This is a genomic window from Bacillus thermotolerans, assembly GCF_000812025.2.
GTDB lineage: Bacteria > Bacillota > Bacilli > Bacillales > Domibacillaceae > Quasibacillus > Quasibacillus thermotolerans.
The window spans coordinates 54,292-69,847 of sequence record NZ_JWJE02000013.1 but is presented as its reverse complement, the minus strand read 5'-3'; the positions used below and the strand labels follow the sequence as shown (position 1 = coordinate 69,847).

Sequence of the window (15,556 nt, the reverse complement as noted above, 5' to 3'; positions counted from 1 at the left end):
CTGAAAATTTAATATTGATAAAGATTGGTAGTTTATACAAACTATGCAGCGGAAGAAAAGCTTATTTCTGATTTAGCAGAATGGCAAAAAGAAACCGAAACGGAACCGCCATATTACCGGTTCGTCGCACGGTTTCTTCTCTTTAACAACTGAAGGTCGATATAGAGCTGGCATTTCACATGGAAGTTATCAAAATCAATAGATGTTAATTCTTCAATCTGTTTTAAACGATACTTTAATGTATTTGTATGCACAAAGAGCTGTTCAGCGGTCGGTTTAATCCGGCAGTTGTTCAGTAAATATGCTTCCAGCGTCTGTAAAAGGTTCGTTTGACTCTTTTTATCCTTGTGCGCCAGCTTGGCGAGATCTTCATTTTCATAACCAGCTTCCTGGTTAAAGCGGGAGATAATTTCAAGGTAGCGAAGGACCCCGAGCTTATCATACTCTATCGTGGAAAGGTTAGAGGCACCAAGAAATTCAGATGTCTGCACCACTCTTAAGGCTTGTAGATAGCTTTTTCGGAGATCTAACAGTGAAACATATTCCTTGCCGATTCCCGCGTGTATTCCTTGTTCTGTATAGTGGTTTAACACGCTGATGGCCAGCTGGGTGGCATTTTTATATGGACTGGTTGAAGAGTGGCTGCCAATGATCACAATGATGTGCAATTCTTCCATGAGCAGATAAACAGGCTGATGAAGCGAGTGGGCAAACAGGCGAATGGTATCGAGCATGTCCCCTAAGAGTTCTTCATCCGTTTCAGCTATAGAAAAGACGGCTACAGTAAACTGATTTGGAAGCACGATATTGACCTTAGCTGCTTCCCGCTTGATTTGCAGTTCTGTCTGATAAGTATCCTCGATGACCTTTTGATAGAATTGGCTTATTTTCCCTTCCTTTGTTGCTTTTAGCTGGTTTTCTTTATAAAGCAGCTTCCCTACATGTGTAGAAACGTTATCTAGAAAATCCATCTGATCGTCACTTAGCGGTGAACCGGTTTCCTGGATCCATATGTACCCAAAGATTTGACCTTTATATCTCGCGCTGGCTACCACCCGCTGATTCAAGCCGATTTCATTAATTGGCGGGATGCGGAAGGGGCGAGAGGCGCTTTTTAGCTGGTCGACGATCCCTTCTTCCATAAATTTCTCAAGAATGGACAGTGGCCAGCGTTTTGTGAAAATGGTTTGCTGGTTTGCTTGATCAAAATGCTCCACGTAGTAAGAACTGTAAGCGAGCAAGGCGAATTGGTCATTTTCTACGACGACGGGCTTCTTTAAATATGAACTGACTATCTCAGTGATATCATTAATATTTGTTTGAGCAAGAATTCTTTCCAAAGGCTGGCTCATTCTGCTCCTCCTTTGCCAAGTATGACGTTTATGTATTCACCTACATAATACCTGATAAAAGGAAGGAATGCACAGAGGAGGGGCAACAAAAAGGACTGAGGAAGTCCCTCAGTCCTGCCAGGCTATTGATCAACGATCTCTCTTGCCTACATACGTAAAGGGCTGGGGTGGTCCCCAGCCCTTTAGCTATGATTAAGAATTGTTTTCCTTCATTGCTTCTTCGAAGGCTTCAAACTGCTCGATGGTTTGTTTCGCCGGCTTCGTTAAGAGGCTGACAACAACAATAGCAATTAAGCTTGCTCCGAAGCCTGGAATCATTTCATACAGTACATCTGATAATCCGGCACTTGACCAGGCAATAACTGTTATGGCTCCAACTACCATCCCAGCAAGTGCCCCCCATTTAGTCATGCGTCTCCAGTATAGGCTGAGAAGAATCATTGGTCCAAATGCTGAACCGAATCCTGCCCATGCATAACCAACAAGATCTAGAATTGTGTCATTCTTTTCCCAGGAAAGCAGGAGGGCGATGACTGACACGAGAAGAACAGACAGCCGTCCGAAGAAGACAAGCTCTTTATCGGATGCTTCACGACGCAAGAAAGTTTTGTATAAGTCTTCTGTCAGCGAGCTTGATGTAACGAGCAGCTGAGAAGAAATCGTACTCATAATAGCCGCCAAAATAGCGGAAATAAGAAATCCAGTAATAATTGGATGGAATAATACTTCCCCAAGCTGAATAAACACAGTTTCAGGGTCATCCAGTGTCAAACCGCTTTGTGAAAAGTAGGCGATACCCACAAAACCAGTGAACATGGCACCAATGCTGGAAAAGATCATCCAGCCCATACCAATGCGGCGTGCCTTTTTGATTTCTTTCACAGAACTGATAGCCATAAAGCGGACGATGATATGCGGCTGTCCAAAGTAACCAAGGCCCCAGGCAAACAAAGAGATAATACCAAGAAGGCTTGTACCTTGGAAAATATCGAGTAAAGCAGGGTCAATTGAGCGCGCTGTATCGATAGAAACGCCAAGACCGCCGACCTCTATCAGAGCCACAATAGGCACAAGAATCAAAGCCGTAAACATAATAATCCCTTGTACGAAGTCCGTCCAGCTCACTGCTAGGAATCCGCCAAAAAGCGTGTAAGCTACTACAACAGCAGTAATAATCCATAGGCCTGTGTGGTAATCAAGTCCGAATGTTGACTGGAATAAAACACCGCCTGATACCATACCAGATGATACGTAAAAGGTAAAGAAGATTAGAATAACGAGAGCTGAAATAAGTCGCAGAATTCTTTTCGTATCATGGAATCGGTTTTCCAGGTAGGCTGGTATTGTAATTGAGTCATTTGCTACATAAGTATAGGTACGGAGCTTTGGAGCGACATAGATCCAGTTTGCCCAGGCACCTAAAATTAATCCGAAAGCAATCCATGAAGCGCTGAAACCGGTTGCGAACATCGCGCCAGGCAGACCCATAAGCAGCCAGCCGCTCATATCTGAGGCCCCGGCACTTAACGCCGTAACAGCGGCACCAAGTCCGCGTCCGCCAAGCATGTAATCTGACAGGTCAGATGTTTTTTTGTACGCATAATAGCCGATAAACAGCATGAGTGCCATGTATACGGTTACAGAGATAAGTAATGAATAATCCATAATTGCTCCTTCCGTGCTGCATGAGATGTTATTCTTGCTGCGTTATTTGATAAGAAAGATAAGAAAGCAAGGCCCTTTTCCGCGGGTTGCAGAAAAGGGAGTCCCGGCAAATCAATCAAGGTAATATCATTAGTTTACTTATTGTTTTTAGTCATTCTTCCTAATAAGAAAGCGCCGGCAGCGAGACCGATCATTGTATTCGTCTTTTTAGTAAACACTTGTTTTGCGACAAGGTTTAAGTTTTGCGGTCTTTCAGCTAGACGGCGCATGAAGTAGCCATACCAGTCACTGCCGAAAGGCACGTATGTGCAGAAATTATAGCCTTCTTTAGCTAGCTGCAATTGCATATCTTTTCTAAAGCCATAAAGCATTTGGAATTCGAATTTGTCATTCGGAATGTTGTTTGCTTTAACGAATTGCTTCACATGATTGATAACATTGTGGTCATGAGTAGCGATAGAAGTGAACTTCCCGTTCAGCAAATGCCACTCAATCAGCTTGACGAAGTTAGCATCGATATCATGCTTATCCTGATAAGCATACTCTTCCGGCTCTTTATATGCACCTTTTACAATGCGAAGACGGTAGTCTTTATACTTCTGAATGTCTTCCTCTGCTCGGTAGAAGTAAGCTTGTATCACTGTACCTACGTTATCATATTCTTTAGACAATTCATCTAAAAGATCAAAAGATGGCTGCAAATGACCATAGTCTTCCATATCAATATTAACAAAGATACCATAGCTGTGTGCTTTTCCGATGATCTCCTTTAAATTGCTTAGGCAGAAGTCATATTCAATATCAAGGCCAAGCTGAGTTGGTTTTAAAGAAATATGAGCATCTACTTTGTTCGCATGGATCGCTTCGATGACATCAATAATTTGGTTTTTTGCTTCTGTTGCTTCTTCTCTTTTGTAAACAAATTCCCCTAAGTTGTCAACCGTGCATGAAATGCCCTGAGCATTCAGTTCTTTAATGCTTTCGATCGTTTCATCAATATTTGTTCCTGCTACAACGCTCTGGGCTCCTAGTTTTAAACCGTATTTCTTAGCGGCGCTGTTCAATAATTGATTTTGAGACAAAGCAATGAAAAAATCTTTTAATACAGGCATGGCACATACTCCTTTATATATCCATTATTCGCATTCGCTGCGTTTTTTTTGCAGTACTCTCTAAGAGAGCAAAAAAGGGTTGTAACCGCTTTCTAAGGCGGTAAAAGCTATCTTTATTGTTCTAAGTGTATTTTACAATTATGTGACAACTCTAGACAATGTTCATAAGATACAATCCCTCCTTTCTCCTTTTGTCACTTATGGACAAAAGGAGAAAGATTAATGAAATATAAACCACATTTACAAACCTTTACAAAACCATAATAAAAACCGAAATGTGAATTAACAATTCTTTTCTAATATAGGACTTGCAAGAGAGATACATAGATCATGAGAGAGTGAAAGGTGGAGTAAAAATGGGGGAAGAGTTGAATCGCCGTAAGTTTTTAACATATGTAGGTACAGGTGTGACCGCTTTAACGGTTGCTTCTGCAGGATTGGGAGCATTTACACCTAAGGTGGAAGCAAAAGGAACAAATGCAGCCTCCCACCTGTTTGGAAGAAAGAAAAAAGTATCGGGCGTGAACTTTACACCGATCAAGCCAACGACTAAAGACGAACTCGTGTTACCGCGGGGATATAAATATGATGTAGTCGCTTCCTATGGAGATGTCATTAATCGCCAAGGTGAAACATTTGGCTACAATAATGATTTTACAATGTACTTTCCAATTAAGGGCTCAAACGAGCGCGGGCTTTTATGGGTGAATCATGAGTATACTAGCGACTTATGGGTAACTGGCCCGAGAGGACAAAACGGCAAATATACAAGCGCTCAAATTGAGAAGCTTCTATATAATCAAGGCGGATCGATTATTGAAGTGTATAAGGATGAAGAAGGCACTTGGAAAATGGATACGAATTCCCGTTTTGCTCGCCGCATTACAGGGTTAACTCCTTTTAGACTGACCGGTCCTGCCAGGGGCGCTGATGCAGTAGGGAACGTGACGGCTGTTCAAGGAACATTCGCTAACTGCTCAGGAGGCAAAACCCTTTGGAATACTGTTCTTTCAGCGGAGGAGAATTATGAATCCACAGTGGAAGCGGCTTCCTTAAATGAAAATCATTATGGCTGGATTGTAGAAGTAGATCCTTTTAATAGAAGCTTTGCTCCACGCAAACATACAGCCCTTGGACGTTTCCACCATGAAAATGCAGCAATGGGGCTGACGAATGACGGACGTGTCGTTGTATACATGGGAGACGATAAGAAAGACGCTTGTGTGTACAAGTTCATCAGTAAAGGAAAATACATTAAATCCCGCAAGCAGGCCAACTCTGCACTGCTTGAAGAGGGTACGTTGTATGCTGCGAACATGTCGAAGGGTGAGTGGGTCGCATTAACAATTGAAGCTGTGCGTGAAAAAGCAGCAGGGGACCAGGAGCTCCTGGATAAGTTCCAGACACAGGCAGACGTACTGGTTCATGCTCATGATGCCGCTGTACTGCTTGGAGCGACACCGACAGACCGCCCAGAGGATGTGGAAATCAGCCCATTTGATAAGTCGGTCTTTATCGCTCATACGAATAACTCAAACCACGGAAATATTCATGGTCACATCACTCGTTTCTTAGAAGCAAATGATGATTTAGGCTCCTTAACGTTCGACTTTGAAATCTTTGCAGCGGGCGGACGCCAAAGCGGTTTCAGTGCACCGGATAACTTAACCTTCGATAGTGAAGGCAATTTGTGGACAGTGACTGATATGTCTTCCGGTTCAATGAATAAAGGGGTCTTCACGACATTTAAGAACAATGGGGTGTTTGTCATCCCGACATTAGGAGAAAGTGAAGGAGAAGCATACCAGTTTGCTTCGGCTCCTATTGATGCAGAGCTGACAGGCCCTTGCTTCACACACGATGAAACAACATTATTCTTAGCCGTACAGCATCCAGGGGAGAATACAGAAGATATTAACAACCCAACGAGCATGTGGCCTCACCACAAAGGGGACAACCAGCCGCGCCCTTCTGTTGTAGCCATTACAGGATTTAAATACTAGGAGGTATCGCTATGCTGCAAAATATTGGAGTGCCGGGATTAATTTTAATCCTTGTTATTGCTCTAGTGATTTTCGGCCCTTCGAAGCTGCCGGAAATTGGCCGGGCATTTGGTTCAACGTTAAAGGAATTTAAGAAATCGACACGTGACCTTGTCTCTGACGAAGAAGAGACAAAAGAGAAAAAAGAGAAGAAGCACCTAGCTTAATCTTGCCTTATAAGAATGTTTATAAGTGCCCGGTTCTCCCCAACGATGGGGGATCCGGCTCTTTTTATATGACCGTATAAAGGAGTGATAAAATGGAAGACCGCAGCATGAAAGCAGTAGAGCATTTTGAGGAGCTCAGGAAAAGAATTATCGTGACGTTGTCTGTTTTTCTGCTTTTTTTGATCTTTTCGTTCGTATTTGTACAGGACATTTATCATTATTTAGTGAAAGACCTGCCTTTTAAGCTGGCATTGCTAGGCCCAAGTGATATTATCGTTGTGTATTTAATGATTGCGGCGGTTGTCGCTATAGCAGCTACCATTCCGGTGGCCGCGCATCAATTGTGGCTGTTTATTCGCCCTGCGCTAACTGAATCGGAACGGAAGGTGACGTTTGCCTATATTCCCGCTCTGTTTCTGTTGTTTATTGGCGGTATTTCTTTTGGCTATTTGGTATTGTTTCCGATTGTCCTGTCTTTTCTTATGTCGCTTTCGGGAGATATGTTCCAAACATTCTTTACGACAGAAAAGTACTTTAAGTTTCTTCTGCACATGACTCTTCCGTTTGGCGTCCTGTTTGAGCTTCCGATTGTCATGATGTTTTTGACAAGCTTAGGCATTATTGATCCGTATAAACTCAGGAAGTTCAGGAAGTACTCATACTTTGTCTTGATCGTGGTATCTGTTTTCATTACACCGCCGGACTTCATTTCGGATGTATTGGTCATCATTCCGCTTATTCTTCTATATGAAATCAGCATCAGCGTATCGAAGGTAGTGTATAAGAGAAAGATGGCCAAGCAGGCAGAAGAGGACGAGTTAAAAGCAATCAGTTAATCTTAATGAGACGTATATAGCGGACAAGGGAAGGGAATAGGAAGAAGAGGTGATGAAAAACAGTTAGAGAAGAAGGGACGAACAAATGAGGCTTGGGTATGCTTGTATTAATACTGTGCTGCCGACCAAGTTTAAGACTTGCCGGCTGAGAACAGTGGAGAAAGAAGGACTTCAGAAGGTAAAGGAGCTGGCTGTCCATAACTTGAAAGAAGTTATTCAAGTACTCCGTTGGAATATTGAGCACCGTATTTTTTTCTTTCAGTTGAGCAGTGAGCTGATCCCTTTCGCCAGTCATCCTATTATGGCTTGGGATTGGGAGAAGGATGAGGATATTCTAGCTTTGACAGATGAAATTAAGCACCTGAGAGACGCACATGATCTGCGGCTTTCTCTTCACCCTGGCCAGTATACTGTATTGAACTCTCCAAAAGAGCAGGTTGTGAAGAATTCGATAGCTGAGCTGGCCTACCATGAAACAATGCTTCGTCTTGTGGGCGGTCAGGACATGATTCTCCATGGGGGAGGCGCCTACGGAGATAAAAGAGAAGCAAAGGCAAGGTTTGTACAAAATTATAAGGAACTGCCCGAGGAGATTAAGGAAGTACTGCGAATTGAGAACGATGATAAAACGTATACAGCATTGGATGTCATTGACCTTGCTGAAAAAACAGGTGCGCCGATTTGCTTTGATATTCACCATCATCGATGCAATCATGAAGAAGACGCTCATCTAGAAGGTATCTTGAATAGCGTGTTTGCATCATGGCCTGATGGGATCATTCCTAAAATGCATATCAGCTCAGGGAGGCAAGCGGCCAATGATCCGGCTCATCATAATTATATATTGGAGGAGGATTTTTCCTTTTTCCTGGAGAAGCTTGATGGGCGTGAAGCAGATATTATGTGCGAAGCCAAGATGAAGGAACAGGCGGTTTTGCGGTTGCAAGAAGCTTATCCGGAATTATCCTGAAAAAGAACGAAAGCGGACCTGTTTGACGGGTCCGCTTATTCTTTGTTTCTATTTTGGTAATTTGAATGAACTCTTTAAGGAGACAATCCGGTTAAATACGGGCTTCTCTTCCGTTGAATGCTTAGGATCAACATTAAAGTAGCCATGTCTGAAGAATTGAAACTTGTCATATGGCTGTACATCTTCCATGTTTGGTTCAATGAAGCCCTGCAATACTTCTAAAGAGTTCTTATTGACATAATCAATGAAAGTTTTTTCGTCGGCTTCATCCAGTTCCTCCGCATTTCCATCGGTTTCTTCCTGCTTAATTAATGGTTCGTACAATCTAAATTCAGCAGGCACTGCGTGGCTGGCTTCCACCCAGTGAATCGTTCCTTTCACCTTGCGGCCGGTAAAGCCGGTACCGCTTTTCGTTTCAGGATCATACGTGCAGCGAAGCTCGATGACCTCTCCATGTTCATCTTTGATGACTTCCTCGCACTTAATGAAGTAGGCGTGCTTGAGGCGTACTTCATTTCCAGGAAAGAGGCGGAAGTACTTCTTCGGAGGGTTCTCCATAAAGTCTTCCTGCTCCACGTAAATCTCCCGGGAGAACGGAATTTTTCGCGTGCCCATGTCAGGATTTTCTGGGTTGATTTCTGCATCAAGCCATTCTACCTGGCCTTCTGGATAATTGGTAATAACGACTTTTAGCGGCTTTAATATGCCCATTGTCCTTGGAGAAGTAAGCTTTAAATCTTCTCTAACAAAGTGCTCAAGCATCGCTTCATCTACTACACCGGAGCTTTTGGAGACACCTGTCTCTTTGACAAACTCCCGAATAGCGGACGGCGTATAGCCTTTTCTTCTTAATCCAGAAATCGTTGGAAGGCGCGGGTCATCCCAGCCATCTACAAACCCTTCGTCGACAAGCTGCTTCAGCTTCCGCTTGCTCATAACGGTATTTGTGATATTCAGGCGGCCAAACTCAATTTGCTGAGGTTGATGCTCCATTTCACACTCTTCAACAACCCAGTTGTACAGGGGACGCTGATCTTCAAACTCTGTTGTACAGAGAGAGTGGGTTACTCCTTCAATCGCATCCTCGAGCGGGTGAGCAAAGGCGTACATTGGATAAATGCACCATTTATCACCTGTATTATGATGAGTCGTATGCGAAATGCGGTACAGAACGGGATCACGCAAGTTAATATTCGGGGAAGCCATATCGATTTTCGCACGAAGTACCTTTTCCCCGTCTGCAAATTCGCCGTTTCTCATGCGCTGGAACAAATCCAGGTTCTCTTCAACAGAGCGGCTGCGGAAGGGGCTTTCTTTCCCAGGTTCTGTCAGCGTGCCGCGGTATTCACGAATCTGTTCGCCTGTTAAATCATCAACATAGGCTTTGCCTTTTTTAATCAGCTGTACAGCCCGGTCATACATCTCTTCGAAATAATCGGAAGCAAAACGAAGGTTTTCCCATTCGTAGCCGAGCCACTTTACATCTTCTTTAATGGAGGCAACGAATTCTTCGTCCTCCTTCAATGGGTTCGTGTCGTCAAAACGGAGGTTGGTCTTTCCGTTAAACTCATCCGCCAGCCCAAAGTTAATCACGATGGATTTGGCATGACCAATATGGAGGTAGCCATTCGGTTCAGGAGGAAAGCGGGTGATGACCTGATCACGTTTTCCGGACTCCAAGTCTTCTTTAATAATGGTTTTGATAAAATTTGATGAATTATGTTCCAACGTGCTACCAGCCTTTCTGTTTTCCTGTATTATCTCTCATTATAGTGAAATCTGAGGGATAAATCCATTAAGAAAAAGTACGGACATCCGCTCCGTGTTATAATTGAAAAAAAGTTTGAAGGAAGTGTCAATATGCTTGAGCAAGCGCGGCAGCTGCTGCAGTCCCATTTTGGTTATTCCTCTTTCCGCAGCGGGCAAGAGCTGGCGATCGAACAGGTCATGAAAGGGCAAAATACGATCTGTGTGATGCCGACCGGCGGAGGCAAGTCTATTTGCTATCAGATCCCCGCTCTTCTGCTGCCAGGGATGACTGTAGTTATTTCGCCGCTTATCTCTTTAATGAAGGACCAGGTAGATGCCTTAATCGAGGCAGGTATTTCAGCTGCCTACGTAAATAGTTCACTTAGTGCTAGAGATGTTCACGACACGATCGAAGCAGCTAAACAAGGAGCGTATAAATTGCTTTATATTGCTCCAGAGCGGCTGGAATCGTATACATTTATAGAAGACTTAAAAGAAATCCCGATTCCTCTTATAGCGGTTGATGAAGCACACTGTGTTTCCCAATGGGGGCATGATTTCAGACCGAGCTACCGTCATATTCAACGGCTGGCAGAGGTTCTGCCGGGCCAGCCGGCTGTGCTCGCATTAACAGCGACTGCTACTCCTCGTGTACGGAGAGACATTTGTCAATTGCTTTCTATTGATGAGGCGCATACCGTTATGACTGGATTTGAGCGAAGCAACTTATCCTTTTCCGTCATTCAAGGGCAGGACCGTCTTGCGTTTATCAAGGAGTATCTCCAAAAAAACCAAAAAGAAGCAGGAATTATTTATGCTGCGACGAGAAAAGCAGTTGATCAATTGTATGAGAAGCTGACAAAATGGGGCATCCCTGCTGCCCGTTACCATGCGGGAATGAGCGATGATGAGCGGATGAGAGAGCAGGACCGCTTCTTAGCGGATGAAGCACTCGTGATGGTTGCGACAAATGCTTTTGGCATGGGGATCGACAAATCGAATATTCGCTATGTGATTCACTATCAGCTGCCGAAGAATATGGAAAGCTATTATCAGGAAGCGGGCCGGGCAGGAAGAGATGGTCTTGATAGCGAGTGTACGCTCTTGTATTCTCCTCAAGATGTGCAGACGCAGCGCTTTTTGATTGATCAGTCGCTTGAAGCAGAGCGGATTCCGGGTGAGCTTCAGAAGCTGCAGCTGATGGTGGATTATTGTCATACGGAAAGCTGTCTGCAAAGCTATATTGTTCATTATTTTGGAGAGGAGCCGTTAGAGCCGTGCGGCCGCTGCAGCAATTGTACAGATGCGCGCGACAGTGTAGATGTCACGAAAGAAGCGCAAATGGTATTGTCCTGTGTCGTAAGAATGGGACAGCGCTATGGAAAGACAATGGTTGCTCAGGTACTGACGGGCTCGAAGAATAAAAAAATTATGGAATTCGGATTTCATACCCTTTCGACATACGGCATCTTGCAAGAGCAAAGTGTAAAGGAAGTGTCAGGATTTATTGACTTTTTAATCTCTCAAGAGCTGCTGGGAGTGGAACATGGCAAATTTCCAACCATTTTTGTGACCAGCCAAGGAAAGGAAGTATTGCTTGGCCGGCAGGAAGTGGAAAGGAAGGAAGCTGTGAAGACCAAGCAGATCGCTTCCGATGATCCGTTATTTGAGGAGCTGCGAGGCTTGCGAAAGCAGCTGGCCGAGCAGGCGGGAGTGCCGCCTTTTGTTATTTTCTCTGACCAGACATTAAAGGACATGTGTATCAAGCTCCCGCAGTCAGAAGAGGAATTTCTGGCCGTCAGCGGAGTAGGAGCCAGCAAGCTGGAGAAGTACGGGGAACCATTTATGGCTGCCGTTTCAGCATTTTGCGAGAAGCACCCTGAGCGTGAGAAAGCCTCTGGTGTATCTAGAAATGTTAGAGGAACGAGGAAAAGAGACTCTCATTTAGATACGTACGAGCTGTATAAGCAACAGTTGTCTATCGAGGAAATTGCTAAAGAAAGAGGCATAACAAGCAGTACGGTTGAAAATCATTTACTGCGCTGTATGGAAGAAGGAATGGAGGTGGCCTTGTCAGGATGGATACCCGAGCCGTATTGGCCGCTGATTGACCAGGCGATCCAAGAAGCTGGCCGTGAAAAGCTGAAGCCTATTAAAGAACTGCTGCCCGAAGAGGTCACTTATGGCATGATTAAAGCCTTCTTAACTAGGAGCCTAAAAGAAAAAATAAGTGAATAGGGGAATAATTCTACCCGTACGGGGAAATGTGTAGGTATAGATGAACAACCCGCAGAGAAAGGAGGAAGAAAGAAATGAGGCACTTAACCGCTATCTTGATTAAATTTGTCGCTATCACAGCTGTACTATACCTTGCGTTAGAATTAGTGATGGACGGTGGTGTATTTGTAGATGCACTAATTATGGGGGCTATTGTTACAGTGGTTTCTTATGTGCTTGGTGACCTGATGGTGCTTCCGGCTGCTGGAAACTCAGTCGCCGTGTTTGATGATATCATTCTTTCCGCTATACTGGTTTGGGTGCTTGGCATGGTTTTCAATAACGCGGCGGGCGTATTTGTGAATGCGCTTGTCATATCCGTTGTGTTTGCCATAGCTGAATGGTTCTTCCATATCTATATGAATGAAAAAGTGCTCGTTACGAGAATGAAAAACCCTAATCACGCCTAGTAAAAAGGTTCTTTAGGAGAAAGCAATACGAATAAAAGCGTTTATATACAGAGTGTTGACAGTGCAGAGTAAAGGTGATATAATTTTAATTCTTCACTGTTAAAGTAACTTGAGCGTTTAAACGATAAAATGATTATTGGCATTCTGCTATGTTTCTGATAGAAGGCTTAATCACACTGGAGCGGCTTCGGAGCCGCAAGGACCTAAGAGCAGGAAGGGCTTAGGTCGTTTAGGTTCGTTCATCATGAGCGATGATGTAGAATATAACCGCGGCGGTTTTATTTTAAATACAAGGGCTGATTTGCGCCCATTAACGAAACGCACGAGTTGCAAATAAATACAAAAGCCAGTCTGGGTTGATCACAGACTGGCTTTTTCTATGGCATTATACGGTTTCGGCTTTGCTCTTTCGTTTCGGAATAGGCAGCTTTAACTTCGTTTCCTCGTCTATGAACTTCAAAGCCGTACCAAGCTGCTTTACTGACTCCGGTGTTTGCTTAGCTTCCTCTACGGTGTACATAATCTTCTCTTTCTTTTGGTCAATGTCTTCTTTAATGCGCTGCTGTTTTTCTTTCAACTGATCGGTTTCTGATTTAATAGCGGCCTGCTTTTCTTTCATACGTTCAGAGGCGGCCTTCAATTCATCAATTTTAGGCTTCATTGATTTGTATGTGCTGAATCCGGAAATTCCTAAATAAATAAGAGCACCTACAACAATGGCCAAGCTGATCCAACCAATGATTTCCATGTACAAACCTCCTTTATCCACATATATAAGTTATTCTACCCTCTATTGTAAACGATCTAACAGAAATTAGCGTCAAAAAGTGCACTCGGTTGAAGTGTCGCATTCTTTTTTGTTTTTTATAAGGAAGGAGGGGAAAGGTATAAGAAGAAAGTGAGGAGAGTGAACGATGGAGGAAGAAAAAGAATTTGTTCCGATGGATTTGTCTTTTTTCGAACAGCCTACATTAGAGCTGGCAAAGAACCTGCTAGGCTGCCTGCTCGTAAAGGAAACGAAGGAGGGTGTCACAGCGGGATTCATTGTAGAAACGGAAGCTTATAAAGGGCCGATGGACCGAGCGGCTCACAGCTTTAATAACCGCCGGACGAAGCGGACTGAGATCATGTTCCACGCTCCGGGCCACGTGTATACATATGTCATGCACACACATTGCCTGGTGAACGTAGTTAGCGCGGAAGAAGGTAAACCCGAAGCCGTACTTATTCGGGCAGTTGAGCCTTATGAAGGCATTGATTTAATGTTTGAAAGGCGGGGAGGCACCACTTTGAAGAATTTGACGAGTGGACCGGGGAAGCTGACTAAAGCAATGGGCATCACCATGGAGGATTATGGACGCCGTTTCCATGAGCCGCCGCTTTTGATTACAAAGGGATTTGCTCCTTCCGATATTTCCGCTGGACCGCGTATCGGTATTGATAATTCTGGAGAAGCACGCGATTATCCGTGGCGGTTCTGGGTGACGGGCAATCAGTTCGTCTCAAGATGAAAAAGCTGTATAGCCAATAAGCTTCTCCTTATTGGCTATACAGCTGCCCTGCTTACGTCTTCTTATAAGAGGGATGGTGCTGATATCTTTTTCTTTTGCGGCGCAATGCCAGTTCTTCTAGTGCGCCTGATCCGAGAATGACACCGGGAATGATGAGAAGCAGACCGACGAAATGAGCAGGCATCAGCTTTTCGCCGAGGAAGAGAGAAGCACCTAGCAAAGAAAAGAAAGTATTTAAGTTTAAGAAAATAGAAGCCTCTGCAGCGCCAATTTGTCCAATTGCATAGTTATATACCATGTGACCTAAAGCTGTCGCTAACATGGCTGAAAACAAGAAGACAGTCCAGATGAGCGGTGTACCGTTGGCAAGGCTTGTTAAGCCGCCTGGTTCCTTCCATAAGCTGATCAGAAAGAGCACAACGGAGCCGATGAGAAGCATATACCCGGTGAGCAAACGGGGGTCCATGGTTTCAGAGGCTTTTTTAATGACAATAAAACTGAGTGCCTGAGATAAGATAGATAGGAACACCTCGATGTCGCCAATAGATGCGGCATTTAGCCCTCCGCCGCCTGCAAGAACGGTAAAGCTGACGCCAGTGCCCCCAAGCAGGAAACCGAGCAGACGGATGCTTGTAGGTTTTCTTTTTAAAAGAATCATAGACAGGACAGCAGTCAAAAGCGGGCCAAGGCCTAAAATTAAACCTCCATTTGCAGCAGAGGTTTTATCGAGGCCTTCTGAGAGGAAATAGTGATGGCCTACCACGCTAAAAAAAGCTCCTACAATAATATAAAGCCACTCTTTACTTTGAGGCTTTCGCACTTGCTTCAAAACAATAAGGGTAAGAAGTACGGTGAGGGCGGCAACAAATATACGGAAAGCTGTCATGGTCACGGGCATGAAAGCTCCGACTAGCAGCTTAATAGCCGAAACATTGATTCCCCATATAAACATGATACCGATCAAAATGATATAAATCTTTGTATTGTGCATCTAAGCCTCTCCTTATTTATTATCAGTCCATTCTTATTATACAGAAAACGGGTTGATTACGCAGAACAGCCCCGCCGTAGAAACGGCGGGGCTGTTTGAACCTTATAGAGAGCTCGTCTCTTTTAAGTTAAAATCCAGGGAATTTCTCTTCGCTAGAAGAATTACTTTTTGTATCATGCTCATTTTTTTCTTCTTCCTGCTCCATTTTTAAGTCCTCTAAAGGAATGGAATCAACTGTTTGTTCACTTTCAAATTTATCGTAAATACTTTCTTTATCTGTTTTCATTTGTTCTGGATTATCCATCGGTCCTTTTTGTAAGTTTCGTTTCTTTTCCTCTTTACGCATAAGAGCACCTCCGCGTGTATTTATTTAACTATACCTTTTAGAAAGTAAATTAAACCTTTATTTGATTGTTTATCTTTATCGGTATCGGGAAAACAACAAATGATCACGAAAACAGCAAAGGAGGAAAC

At 43.8% G+C, this 15,556-nt stretch carries 14 protein-coding genes; 7 read left to right on the top strand and 7 right to left on the bottom strand.

Going from position 1 to position 15,556, the window contains the following annotated elements; all coding sequences use genetic code 11:
- Positions 1-113 precede the first annotated feature (113 nt).
- The 3 genes from QY97_RS07310 to QY97_RS07300 form a co-directional block, all read right to left on the bottom strand.
- Positions 114-1,352 carry a PucR family transcriptional regulator gene (locus tag QY97_RS07310; protein ID WP_039235004.1) on the bottom strand — a complete coding sequence of 413 codons (1,239 nt, stop codon included), beginning with the start codon at positions 1,350-1,352 and terminating at the stop codon, positions 114-116.
- A gap of 192 nt (positions 1,353-1,544) precedes the next feature.
- On the bottom strand, positions 1,545-3,017 hold the full coding sequence (putP, locus tag QY97_RS07305; protein ID WP_039235001.1) for a sodium/proline symporter PutP: 1,473 nt from the start codon (positions 3,015-3,017) through the stop codon (positions 1,545-1,547).
- A 134-nt stretch (positions 3,018-3,151) separates the two neighbouring features.
- Complete coding sequence (locus QY97_RS07300; protein WP_039234999.1) at positions 3,152-4,129, bottom strand: proline dehydrogenase family protein; 978 nt, start codon at positions 4,127-4,129, stop codon at positions 3,152-3,154.
- Positions 4,130-4,485: 356 nt separating this feature from the next.
- On the opposite strand from QY97_RS07300, the gene QY97_RS07295 reads away from it, so the two are divergent.
- From QY97_RS07295 to uvsE, 4 genes are all read left to right on the top strand, one after another.
- Complete coding sequence (locus QY97_RS07295; RefSeq protein WP_039234998.1) at positions 4,486-6,132, top strand: PhoX family protein; 1,647 nt, start codon at positions 4,486-4,488, stop codon at positions 6,130-6,132.
- 11 nt (positions 6,133-6,143) lie between these two features.
- Positions 6,144-6,338: a twin-arginine translocase TatA/TatE family subunit gene (locus QY97_RS07290; protein ID WP_039234996.1), complete on the top strand. Its 195-nt coding sequence runs from the start codon at positions 6,144-6,146 to the stop codon at positions 6,336-6,338.
- Between the two features lie 92 nt (positions 6,339-6,430).
- Positions 6,431-7,174, top strand: a complete 744-nt coding sequence (gene tatC, locus QY97_RS07285) for a twin-arginine translocase subunit TatC (RefSeq protein WP_039234995.1) — start codon at positions 6,431-6,433, stop codon at positions 7,172-7,174.
- An 85-nt stretch (positions 7,175-7,259) separates the two neighbouring features.
- Positions 7,260-8,144 carry a UV DNA damage repair endonuclease UvsE gene (uvsE, locus tag QY97_RS07280; RefSeq protein WP_039234991.1) on the top strand — a complete coding sequence of 295 codons (885 nt, stop codon included), beginning with the start codon at positions 7,260-7,262 and terminating at the stop codon, positions 8,142-8,144.
- Positions 8,145-8,192: 48 nt separating this feature from the next.
- Here the strand turns inward: uvsE and QY97_RS07275 are convergent, their stop codons facing one another.
- Positions 8,193-9,872 (bottom strand): glutamine--tRNA ligase/YqeY domain fusion protein, encoded by a 1,680-nt coding sequence (locus QY97_RS07275; RefSeq protein ID WP_039234989.1) that lies wholly within the window; start codon positions 9,870-9,872, stop codon positions 8,193-8,195.
- Between the two features lie 132 nt (positions 9,873-10,004).
- Between QY97_RS07275 and recQ the strand changes: the two genes are divergently transcribed.
- Positions 10,005-12,131 (top strand): DNA helicase RecQ, encoded by a 2,127-nt coding sequence (recQ, locus tag QY97_RS07270; protein ID WP_039234986.1) that lies wholly within the window; start codon positions 10,005-10,007, stop codon positions 12,129-12,131.
- A gap of 74 nt (positions 12,132-12,205) precedes the next feature.
- The gene (locus QY97_RS07265; protein WP_039234984.1) at positions 12,206-12,580 is read left to right on the top strand and encodes a DUF2512 family protein; all 375 of its coding nucleotides are present in this window, start codon (positions 12,206-12,208) and stop codon (positions 12,578-12,580) included.
- A gap of 385 nt (positions 12,581-12,965) precedes the next feature.
- Here QY97_RS07265 and QY97_RS07260 read toward each other — a convergent pair whose 3' ends face one another.
- Positions 12,966-13,328: a DUF948 domain-containing protein gene (locus QY97_RS07260; RefSeq protein WP_039234982.1), complete on the bottom strand. Its 363-nt coding sequence runs from the start codon at positions 13,326-13,328 to the stop codon at positions 12,966-12,968.
- A gap of 166 nt (positions 13,329-13,494) precedes the next feature.
- Between QY97_RS07260 and QY97_RS07255 the strand changes: the two genes are divergently transcribed.
- Entirely contained in the window at positions 13,495-14,091 is a 597-nt protein-coding gene (locus tag QY97_RS07255; protein WP_039234980.1) for a DNA-3-methyladenine glycosylase, read from the top strand.
- Positions 14,092-14,143: 52 nt separating this feature from the next.
- On the opposite strand, the gene QY97_RS07250 is transcribed toward QY97_RS07255, so the two are convergent.
- Both QY97_RS07250 and QY97_RS07245 read right to left on the bottom strand, forming a co-directional pair.
- Positions 14,144-15,082 carry a DMT family transporter gene (locus QY97_RS07250; protein WP_039234976.1) on the bottom strand — a complete coding sequence of 313 codons (939 nt, stop codon included), beginning with the start codon at positions 15,080-15,082 and terminating at the stop codon, positions 14,144-14,146.
- Positions 15,083-15,209: 127 nt separating this feature from the next.
- A complete protein-coding gene (locus tag QY97_RS07245) occupies positions 15,210-15,428 on the bottom strand; it encodes a hypothetical protein (RefSeq protein ID WP_039234973.1) in 219 nt (72 codons plus the stop codon).
- Positions 15,429-15,556 lie beyond the last annotated feature (128 nt).

Excerpts from the sequence above, each read along its gene's own strand:
- QY97_RS07310 (WP_039235004.1), bottom strand. The coding sequence starts at position 1,352 with ATGAGCCAGCCTTTGGAAAGAATTCTTGCTCAAACAAATATTAATGAT.
- putP (WP_039235001.1), bottom strand. The coding sequence starts at position 3,017 with ATGGATTATTCATTACTTATCTCTGTAACCGTATACATGGCACTCATG.
- QY97_RS07300 (WP_039234999.1), bottom strand. The coding sequence starts at position 4,129 with ATGCCTGTATTAAAAGATTTTTTCATTGCTTTGTCTCAAAATCAATTA.
- QY97_RS07295 (WP_039234998.1), top strand. The coding sequence starts at position 4,486 with ATGGGGGAAGAGTTGAATCGCCGTAAGTTTTTAACATATGTAGGTACA.
- QY97_RS07290 (WP_039234996.1), top strand. The coding sequence starts at position 6,144 with ATGCTGCAAAATATTGGAGTGCCGGGATTAATTTTAATCCTTGTTATT.
- tatC (WP_039234995.1), top strand. The coding sequence starts at position 6,431 with ATGGAAGACCGCAGCATGAAAGCAGTAGAGCATTTTGAGGAGCTCAGG.
- uvsE (WP_039234991.1), top strand. The coding sequence starts at position 7,260 with ATGAGGCTTGGGTATGCTTGTATTAATACTGTGCTGCCGACCAAGTTT.
- recQ (WP_039234986.1), top strand. The coding sequence starts at position 10,005 with ATGCTTGAGCAAGCGCGGCAGCTGCTGCAGTCCCATTTTGGTTATTCC.
- QY97_RS07265 (WP_039234984.1), top strand. The coding sequence starts at position 12,206 with ATGAGGCACTTAACCGCTATCTTGATTAAATTTGTCGCTATCACAGCT.
- QY97_RS07260 (WP_039234982.1), bottom strand. The coding sequence starts at position 13,328 with ATGGAAATCATTGGTTGGATCAGCTTGGCCATTGTTGTAGGTGCTCTT.
- QY97_RS07255 (WP_039234980.1), top strand. The coding sequence starts at position 13,495 with ATGGAGGAAGAAAAAGAATTTGTTCCGATGGATTTGTCTTTTTTCGAA.
- QY97_RS07250 (WP_039234976.1), bottom strand. The coding sequence starts at position 15,082 with ATGCACAATACAAAGATTTATATCATTTTGATCGGTATCATGTTTATA.
- QY97_RS07245 (WP_039234973.1), bottom strand. The coding sequence starts at position 15,428 with ATGCGTAAAGAGGAAAAGAAACGAAACTTACAAAAAGGACCGATGGAT.